At 45.7% G+C, this 8,722-nt stretch carries 9 protein-coding genes; all 9 read left to right on the top strand.

Annotation, left to right across the window (positions count from 1 at the left end; genetic code table 11):
• The first annotated feature begins 16 nt into the window (after positions 1-16).
• The gene (locus tag AB5150_RS07590) at positions 17-1,606 is read left to right on the top strand and encodes an MBOAT family protein (RefSeq protein ID WP_368291591.1); all 1,590 of its coding nucleotides are present in this window, start codon (positions 17-19) and stop codon (positions 1,604-1,606) included.
• Between the two features lie 17 nt (positions 1,607-1,623).
• On the top strand, positions 1,624-2,688 hold the full coding sequence (locus AB5150_RS07595) for a hypothetical protein (RefSeq protein ID WP_022216669.1): 1,065 nt from the start codon (positions 1,624-1,626) through the stop codon (positions 2,686-2,688).
• Positions 2,688-4,163: a class I adenylate-forming enzyme family protein gene (locus tag AB5150_RS07600; RefSeq protein WP_368291592.1), complete on the top strand. Its 1,476-nt coding sequence runs from the start codon at positions 2,688-2,690 to the stop codon at positions 4,161-4,163. Before AB5150_RS07595 ends, AB5150_RS07600 begins: the two co-directional genes overlap by 1 nt.
• A gap of 39 nt (positions 4,164-4,202) precedes the next feature.
• Positions 4,203-4,424 (top strand): phosphopantetheine attachment site, encoded by a 222-nt coding sequence (locus AB5150_RS07605; RefSeq protein WP_015533823.1) that lies wholly within the window; start codon positions 4,203-4,205, stop codon positions 4,422-4,424.
• Positions 4,425-4,625: 201 nt separating this feature from the next.
• Positions 4,626-4,844 carry a cation transporter gene (locus AB5150_RS07610; protein WP_055146474.1) on the top strand — a complete coding sequence of 73 codons (219 nt, stop codon included), beginning with the start codon at positions 4,626-4,628 and terminating at the stop codon, positions 4,842-4,844.
• Between the two features lie 108 nt (positions 4,845-4,952).
• Complete coding sequence (locus tag AB5150_RS07615; RefSeq protein ID WP_368291593.1) at positions 4,953-6,866, top strand: heavy metal translocating P-type ATPase; 1,914 nt, start codon at positions 4,953-4,955, stop codon at positions 6,864-6,866.
• 11 nt (positions 6,867-6,877) lie between these two features.
• Positions 6,878-7,243, top strand: coding sequence for a metalloregulator ArsR/SmtB family transcription factor (locus AB5150_RS07620; protein ID WP_022216672.1), 366 nt, complete (start codon positions 6,878-6,880; stop codon positions 7,241-7,243).
• A 185-nt stretch (positions 7,244-7,428) separates the two neighbouring features.
• A complete protein-coding gene (locus tag AB5150_RS07625) occupies positions 7,429-7,800 on the top strand; it encodes a GntR family transcriptional regulator (RefSeq protein ID WP_022058324.1) in 372 nt (123 codons plus the stop codon).
• Positions 7,801-7,885: 85 nt separating this feature from the next.
• Positions 7,886-8,722, top strand: an 837-nt coding sequence (locus AB5150_RS07630) for an ATP-binding cassette domain-containing protein (protein WP_368291594.1), incomplete at its 3' end; no start/stop codon positions are given.

Below are 8,722 nucleotides of genomic sequence, written 5' to 3' on the forward strand. Positions count from 1 at the left end.
AGAAGAGGGAGAGGACATGTCAGTAGTAACTTATACATTTATAGTTTTTTTATTGTGTACAATAGTGCTATACTACATAGTTCCAAAGAAGATACAGTGGGTGATACTGCTCCTTGCGAGTCTTGTGTTCTACGGATATGCCGGGATAGAGTACCTGTTTCTGGTCATTGCCACGGCTGTTGTCGTGTATCTGTTCTCACTGAGGCTGCAGAAGAGTCTGGACGAGCAGGAGGAGCTGGCAAAGGATGCGGACAGAAGAACCGCACGAAAGATCAAGGCTGCTGAGAAGGCGAAGAGAAAGAAGTTCCTTGTGTGGGCACTTGTCATAGTTATCGGTGTTCTGGCGGCGTTCAAGGCATTTGGCTTTGTGCTCGACAATATAAAGAGATTCATACCATACGACGGATTGCAGAGCATTCCTGACTGGAATCTCATAGCACCTTTGGGAATATCATTTTACTCATTCATGATGATCTCATATCTCGTGGATCTGTATAACGGACGAATATCAGCGCAGAAGAATTTCTTCAGATACCTGTCATATGTGCTTTATTTCCCACATGTTACCCAGGGACCTATAGCCAGATATGAGGAAGTAGGATATCAGCTCTGGGAGGAGCACAGCTTCAATATGGACACTATCATGAGAGGTGTCTGGCTCATGCTTTGGGGATTTGTGAAGAAGATCGTTATAGCTGACAGGATAGGAGCTTTTACAAAAGAGATATTTGGGCATACATTTGATTATCATGGCGGAATATTCCTGGCAGTGGGAATCGCATATTCCATCCAGATATACTGCGATTTCTCAGGATGTATGGACATAGTAAGGGGCACTTCAGAGTGCTTCGGCATCGTTCTGGGAGAGAACTTCAGAAGACCATACTTTTCACAGACACTTCCTGAGTTCTGGAGAAGATGGCATTTGTCACTGGGTGCATTCTTCAGAGAATATGTATTCTACCCGGTGTCAACATCAAAGCTGTTCCTCAAGCTCAATGTCAAGATAAGAGATTACCTAGGAAATGTGATAGGAAAGGTATTTGCAGCGAGCATACCTATCCTGTGTGTGTGGGTGCTGACCGGTCTCTGGCACGGCGCAAAGTGGAATTATATAGCATGGGGCTTGTATCACGGAGTGCTGATATGCATGTCGACACTTTTTGAGGAACCGCTGGCAAAGCTTACAAAGGCGCTCAGGATAAAGACTGACTGCATAAGCTGGGAGATATTCAGAATGCTCAGAACATTCATCCTCTGTGTCATAGGACGTCTCATATTTATGGGACAGGGAATCCGAAGCTCGATCTGGATGATCCGTTCCATGGTGTTTGATCACTCAAAGGTGTATAATATTGTGGATGAATTTTCGCTTTCAGGAAGAGAGTGGAGAGTTTTGATATTTGGATGCCTTCTCCTTCTTGCTGTGTCCATCGCGCAGGAGATCATGGAGAGAAGAGGCAGCACAGGCGATGTCAGAGAATGGCTTGCAAAGCAGAACATAGTATTCAAATGGCTGGTCATGGCAGCAGGTCTGGCATTCATTGCCATATGCGGAGTATACGGCTCTGGTGCGGGCGCATCATTTATATATGAACAGTTCTAATGAGAAGGGAGAAAGATATGCCAGCGTGGATAAAATATACAATATCAGTATTTTCGATATGTACAGTGCTTTTTCTTGGCTTGAACAAGGCGGGAGAACTGGCAAGACCACAGGATTTTGACTCAGATGTGTGGACAAACTACTATGCGGAGGAGGATAACACCATCAATACGGTGCTCATCGGCTCCAGCTCGATGTACAGATACTGGATACCGACTCAGGCGTATGAGGAGCAGGGGTACACATCGATGCTCATAGGTACTGCGGCTCAGGATATAAGACTTGCGCCGTATCTCATGGAAGAGGCTGCAAAGACCCAGGATCTGGATCTGTTTGTGGTTGAGGTCAGAAGTATTATCATACGAGGCGATGTCACAAAGATAAAGGATGAGCATTACAATTATCGTATGGAGGTCATGACATCGGGCATGAGACCATCATCGACGAAGTTTGAGATGATACAGAAGTATTACAGAGCGGATGAGAAGTCAAAGTTCGAGCTCATGTTCCCTATTCTGAAGTATCACGATAATCTGCTGACATTTGACAGACAGGTGCTTATAGACAGACTCAATCAGGGAACGGACGAGTTCAAGACAGGTAGGCAGAGGTCGAAGATCACGAAGATCAAGGAGCCTGTGTTCGAGTCTGACGGACAGCTTCATCTGTCGGATGAGACACTCGGATATATCGATGACATAGAGGCAAAGGCAGAGGAGCTCGGAGTTAAGGTTCTGCTGGTTGCGACACCTTACTACCCATCAAAGGGTCAGGCATCCAAGCAGCTTCAGCTTGACGAGTACATAGCCTCAAAGGGATATGATTATCTGAATATGAACAATGTTCTTGATGAACTGAATCTGGATTATTCAACAGATTTCTATAACAGCAAGCATGTAAATATTGCGGGTGCCAAGAAGGTTACCACATATCTTGCACAATATATAGAGGACAATTACGGCCTGCAGAGTAAGCTTACAGATGAGCAGAAGCAGAGCTGGACTGATGCCTGTGATGCCTGGGCAGATGAGGAAAGCAGTCTCATGGCAGAATGGGAGAAGTACAAGAAGGAGAACGAATAATGTATAAGCAGACGGTATTACATTATATTCAGGAGTATGCCCAGATGCAGCCGGACACTCTGGCGGTGTGTGAGCTAAGAAAGACAGTCACATACGCAGAGTATTGGAGCAATATAAGAAAGACTGCACACGCTTTGCAGGATATGGGCATATGCATGGGCGATCATGTAATGATCAGATGCACACAGAACATAGATTATCTGACAGTGTTCACTGCACTGCAGTACATGCAGGTGCTTGTCGTGCCGATAGAGAAATCCACATCCGCAGAGAGGGCAGTTGAGATAGGCCAGAGAGTTGACGCGGCATGTCTAATATCAGACAAGCCTGTGGATGGAATAAAGTGTATAAGCCAGAAGGAAATAATAACCAGGATGAAGGATGAGAGCGAGGCAGAGCTTGAGCTTCCGGGTGAGGAGGACAGATCGATGCTGCTCTTCACAACGGGAACTACTGGATCTTCAAAGGGCGTTGTCATGCACCACAGAGGTGATGTGGGAATAGCCGGCAATGTCATCGAGGGAACAGCCATGAAGAAGGGCAATGTGGAGATAATACCAATGCCTCTCAACCATTCATTTGGAATAAGAAGATACCAGTCAGACATGGTAAATGGCGGCACAGTATGTCTGATGGACGGAATGGTATTTATCGGAACGCTGTGGAAGCTCATAGAGAAATACGGAGTGACATCCATGGCGATATCACCGGCATCACTCGGAATGATATTCCATTTGTCTGATGACAGGATCGCGGATTATGCAGATCAGCTTGATTATATACAGATAGGCTCAGCACCTCTTGCCGAGTCAGACAAGGAGAAGCTGCTCAGATTGCTTCCACATACAAGACTGTATAATTTCTATGGTTCATCTGAAGCCGGATGCGCATGCATACTGGAGTTCAGTGGCAATGGCAACAAGACAGGATGTATAGGAAGACCTACCGTGAACTCGGTCGTAAGATTCTCTGACGACGAGGGTAACGTGGTTACAAATGGCAGCCCGGAGTCACCGGCACTTCTGTCCTGGGGCGGTTCTATAGTCATGGAAGGCTATTACAATGACCCCGAACTCACTGCTGAGACCATTGTGGATGGATATGTTAGGACAAAGGATCTGGCATATCTGGATGAGGATGGCGACTGCATACTTGTAGGCAGGGCCGATGATGTGATAAACTATGGTGGAAGCAAGATATCTCCTGCAGAGATAGAAGACCTTGCACTTGGATATGAGCATATAGATGATGTGGCTTACACTTCAATCAAAGACCCGATCACCGGAGAGCTTCCGGTCATACTGGTCGTGCAGAAGGATGGCTATGAGGAAGCTGATTTTGAAAGCTTTCTTGCTGACAGACTTGAGAGCTACAAGCTTCCAAGAAAGTATATCTATGTTGAAAGTATACCAAAGACGTTCAAGGGTTCAGTTCTGCGAAAGGAAGTAAGAAAGCTTGCAGAGCAGAACGTATAGATGGTTTGCAGAGAAGATCATACAAAGGAGAATTGAACAATGAAAGAATTTATTGAGATGCTCAAGAAGATCAAGCCAAATGTTGATTTTGAAAATGAGGAGGCACTCGTTGACGACGGAATCCTGGAGTCACTCGATATCATCTCTATCATTTCAGAGATAGCAGATAAGTACGGAGTTGTCATCCCAAGTGATGAGATCATACCTGATAACTTCAACTCAGCAATCGCTCTCTATGAGCTTGTGGAGGATCTGAAGTAGGATCTGAAACATGATCTGAAAGTGGAATCAGATATATCTGGAATAAAAACCTGTGTATATGTTATATACACAGGTTTTTTAAAATGCACAGATGTTCATATAAATAAATTTTTAAAAGAATAGCATTTTACTGTTGACATATAATTAAATACATGTTTAAATGTTCATAGATTCAATGAGAACAATGAAAAGGAGATAACTATTATGAAGAAGTATAAGATTGAAGTTGATTGTGCAAACTGTGCAGCAAAGATGGAGGAGGCTACAAAGAAGGTAGCAGGTGTTAAGGATGCAACTGTAGCATTCATGGCACAGAAGATGAGCGTTGAGTTCGACGACGGAGCTGACGAGGCTGAGGTTATGAAGAACGTACTTAAGGCTTGTAAGAAGGTTGAGCCTGACTGCGAGATCTTTATGTAACCAAAGGCGGTTATGCATGTGCATGCTGACTGCCGGATTATGGTATAGCAGGTTGTTTAGTCACGGCTAACTGTGAAAGATCTGTGCTCTATCAGATAGGAGGATGTTATGACAAAGAAACAGAAAAAAGTGCTCAGAAGAATTATAATATCGGCGGTTCTTCTGGTTGCCATGGCTGTCACATTTACGGTGCTTGACAAGACCGGGATGGTGGATCTTGAGAATCCGTCAGTTATGTGGCGATGCATAGAGATCGTGGCTTACCTGATCCCATATCTCGTCATAGGTTACGATATACTTAAAAAGGCATTTCTCGGAATTATACACGGAGAGGTATTTGACGAGAATTTCCTTATGGCTATAGCTACGGTTGGTGCCATGGTGCTCGGTGAGTACAAGGAGGCATCAGCGGTTATGCTGTTCTACCAGATAGGCGAGCTGTTCCAGAGCTACGCCGTAGGCAAGAGCAGGAAGAATATCACAGCACTCATGGATATCCGTCCTGATTATGCGAACATAGAGAAGGATGGCAAGCTTGAGCAGGTAGATCCTGATGACGTTCAGATCGGAACAGTCATAGTTGTACAGCCTGGAGAGAAAGTACCTATCGATGGAAAGGTTGTTGAGGGCTCATCCTCACTCAACACAAGTGCTCTCACAGGAGAGAGTGTTCCTAGAGAGGTTCATGTGGGTGATGAGATCATCAGTGGATGCGTCAACCTCAACGGACTTATAAAGATCGAGACATCCAAGGAATTTGGAGAGTCAACTGTATCAAAGATCCTTGATCTTGTCGAGAACTCAAGCATGAAGAAGTCCAGATCAGAGAACTTCATCACAAGATTTGCAAAGTATTATACACCGGCTGTATGTATAGCAGCACTTGCGCTTGCAGTGCTTCCGCCATTGGTAAACATTATCATGGGTAATCCTGCAGCATGGTCCAAGTGGATCATCAGAGCACTGACAACACTTGTTATAAGCTGTCCATGTGCACTGGTAATATCCATTCCACTGAGCTTCTTTGGAGGAATCGGCGGAGCTTCGGCAAAGGGTATTCTGGTCAAGGGTTCCAACTATCTTGAGGCTCTCTCATACACAAAGTATGTCGTGTGCGATAAGACAGGAACACTCACAAAGGGTGTGTTCCAGGTTACAGAGATACATCCTGAGGGAGGAATGAGCGAAGCTGATCTTCTTGAAAAGGCAGCGCTGGTCGAGAGCTATTCCAACCATCCTATCAGCAAGAGCCTGAAGGAGGCATATGGCAAGGAAATCGACAACAACAGGGTCACAGACGCAAAGGAGATCAGCGGACACGGTGTGTCAGCGGTTGTTGATGGTCATGAGGTTGCCGCAGGAAATGTCAAGCTCATGAAGCAGATGAACATACAGGCAGCGGTTCCTACATCGGTTGGAACAGAGATACATGTTGTCGTGGATGGAAAGTATGCAGGATATATTCTCATATCAGATGTTGTCAAGCCAAATGCAAAGGAGGCTATAAGTGGTCTCAAGGCAGCAGGCGTGGAGAAGGTAGTCATGCTCACAGGTGATGCGAAGAAGGTTGCAGATGCAGTCGGAAGCGAGCTTGGCGTGGATGAGGTGAGAAGTGAACTTCTCCCTGGAGACAAGGTGGATGAGGTCGAGAAGCTCATCGCAGCCAAGGGAGAGAAGGAGAAGCTTGCATTTGTCGGAGATGGAATCAATGACGCCCCTGTACTTTCGAGAGCAGATATAGGAATTGCCATGGGAGCCCTTGGTTCCGATGCAGCTATCGAAGCTGCGGATATCGTCCTCATGGATGATGATCCTGCAAAGATAGCGACAGCCATGAAGATATCCAAGAAGACACTCAGGATCGTACACCAGAACATAGTATTTGCACTTGTGATCAAGTTTGCATGCCTTGCACTGGGCGCAGTTGGATTTGTCAACATGTGGTGGGCAATATTCGCAGATGTAGGAGTTATGATCCTTGCGGTATTAAATGCGACAAGAGCACTGAGCTTCAAAGAATAGGAGGAGACCGCATGGGAGAGATACATTTGCCGCATTGTCACTGCGACAATGAGAACAAGATCATAAAATGCATGCCGTCTGTGGAAGATTGCAGCAGCATGGCAGATATATTCAAACAGCTCAGCGATGGCACAAGGCTAAGGATACTCTGGATGCTGTGCCACCTCGAGGAATGTGTCAGCAACATAGCGGCGGCCATGGAGATGAGTGATCCGGCCGTATCGCACCACCTGAAGCAGCTCAAGGGCAGCGGCCTGATCGTGAGCCGCAGAGAGGGCAAGGAGGTATATTACAAGCTGGCAGACACGGAGACAGCCAGACTTGTACACAAGGTGTGTGAGGAGATGTTCCAGATAACATGCCCGCTTGAACAATAGAATAATATGACAGATAAATCCCCGCCGGTACCGAACAGATCAGTGCCGGCGGGGATTTTTTGCGTGGACAAGGAGATGAAGATATTATTATTTTAGGGTTTAGAGTAAAAAGTTGTTGACACATATCTGTACATAGTGTATATATAACATATAAACAGTTGAGAACAGTTTAAGGAGGTGTACATATGAGACTTTCTCAGAACTCAGGAGTGCCTATATATCAGCAGATAGCAGACAGCTTCAAGTCGGACATTCTGGCGGGCAAATATGCCCAGGGCGAATATCTGCCGTCTATCAGGGGGCTGGCACGGGATCTGAAGATAAGTGTTATCACCACCATGAAAGCTTATGAGCTGCTGGAGCAGGAAGGGCTGGTCACGGCTGAACAGGGCAAGGGCTTTTATGTGAATGCACAGGACAGTGAGATGCTGATAGAGCAGCATCTTCGAAAGGTAGAGGCATCTTTGACGGAGGCCATAGCTGCGGCACGTATTGCGGGGTTGTCGGACGATGAACTAAAGAATATGCTTGATGCCTTGCTTATGGTACAGGACTGACGATTTGACAGGCAGAGAACAAAGTGGACAGAGAATAGGGAAAAAGAAAGACGTGAAGAGAGTTTAAGGTTTAATGGAGGATTGGATGATGAATTATGACTGCGCTGTAAAAGGGGAGAATATTTCCAAAAAGTTTAAGACATTTACACTGGATATACCTGATTTGAGGGTGCCAAAGGGATTTGCGACAGCACTCATCGGAGAAAATGGAGCGGGAAAGACGACACTTCTCAATATGCTTTCAGGAATAAGGCTTGATTACAAAGGTGAGCTGACTTTCTTTGACAAGTATTCATCGGAGGAGAAGGAGAGAAGGGCGGATGTAAAGAACAGGATAGGCTATACGGGAACAGGCAGATATTACCTTCCACAGTGGACTGTATCTGATGTGGAGGAGATAAGCAGTCTGCTCTTTGACAATTTTGACAGGGACGTGTTCGAAAGATATTGCCGCGAACTTGCGATATTTCCTGATTCTCCGAACGGTGTTGCTCTGAAGAAAAAGTGTTCAGCACTCTCTGATGGAACCAGAACTAAGCTGATGCTTGCCGGGGCCATGGCGAGGGATACAGACCTGCTGCTGCTCGATGAGCCGGCATCGCCTCTTGATCCTCTTATGCGAGACAAGCTGTGTCAGATGATCGGCGATTATATAAGCGACGGAGCGGGGGAGAAGAGTGTATTGTTTTCAACACACAATATATCCGATATGGAGAGTATCACTGATTATGCGATCATCATGGAACATGGAAATGTGGTCGAGTGCGGATTTGTGGAGGACCTGAAGGAGAAATACATACTGATAAAGGGAGATGCCCAGGATGCAGAGGCGGCATCAAAGATCCTCTACACCATGACTAAGAATCCGTATGGTTTTGAAGGAATCTGTCTTGCAGAGAATCTGGACAAACTTGCCGGAATG

Origin of the sequence: Coprococcus sp. RTP21281st1_F1_RTP21281_210402 (assembly GCF_040915325.1) — a bacterium.
Lineage (GTDB): Bacteria > Bacillota > Clostridia > Lachnospirales > Lachnospiraceae > Coprococcus > Coprococcus aceti.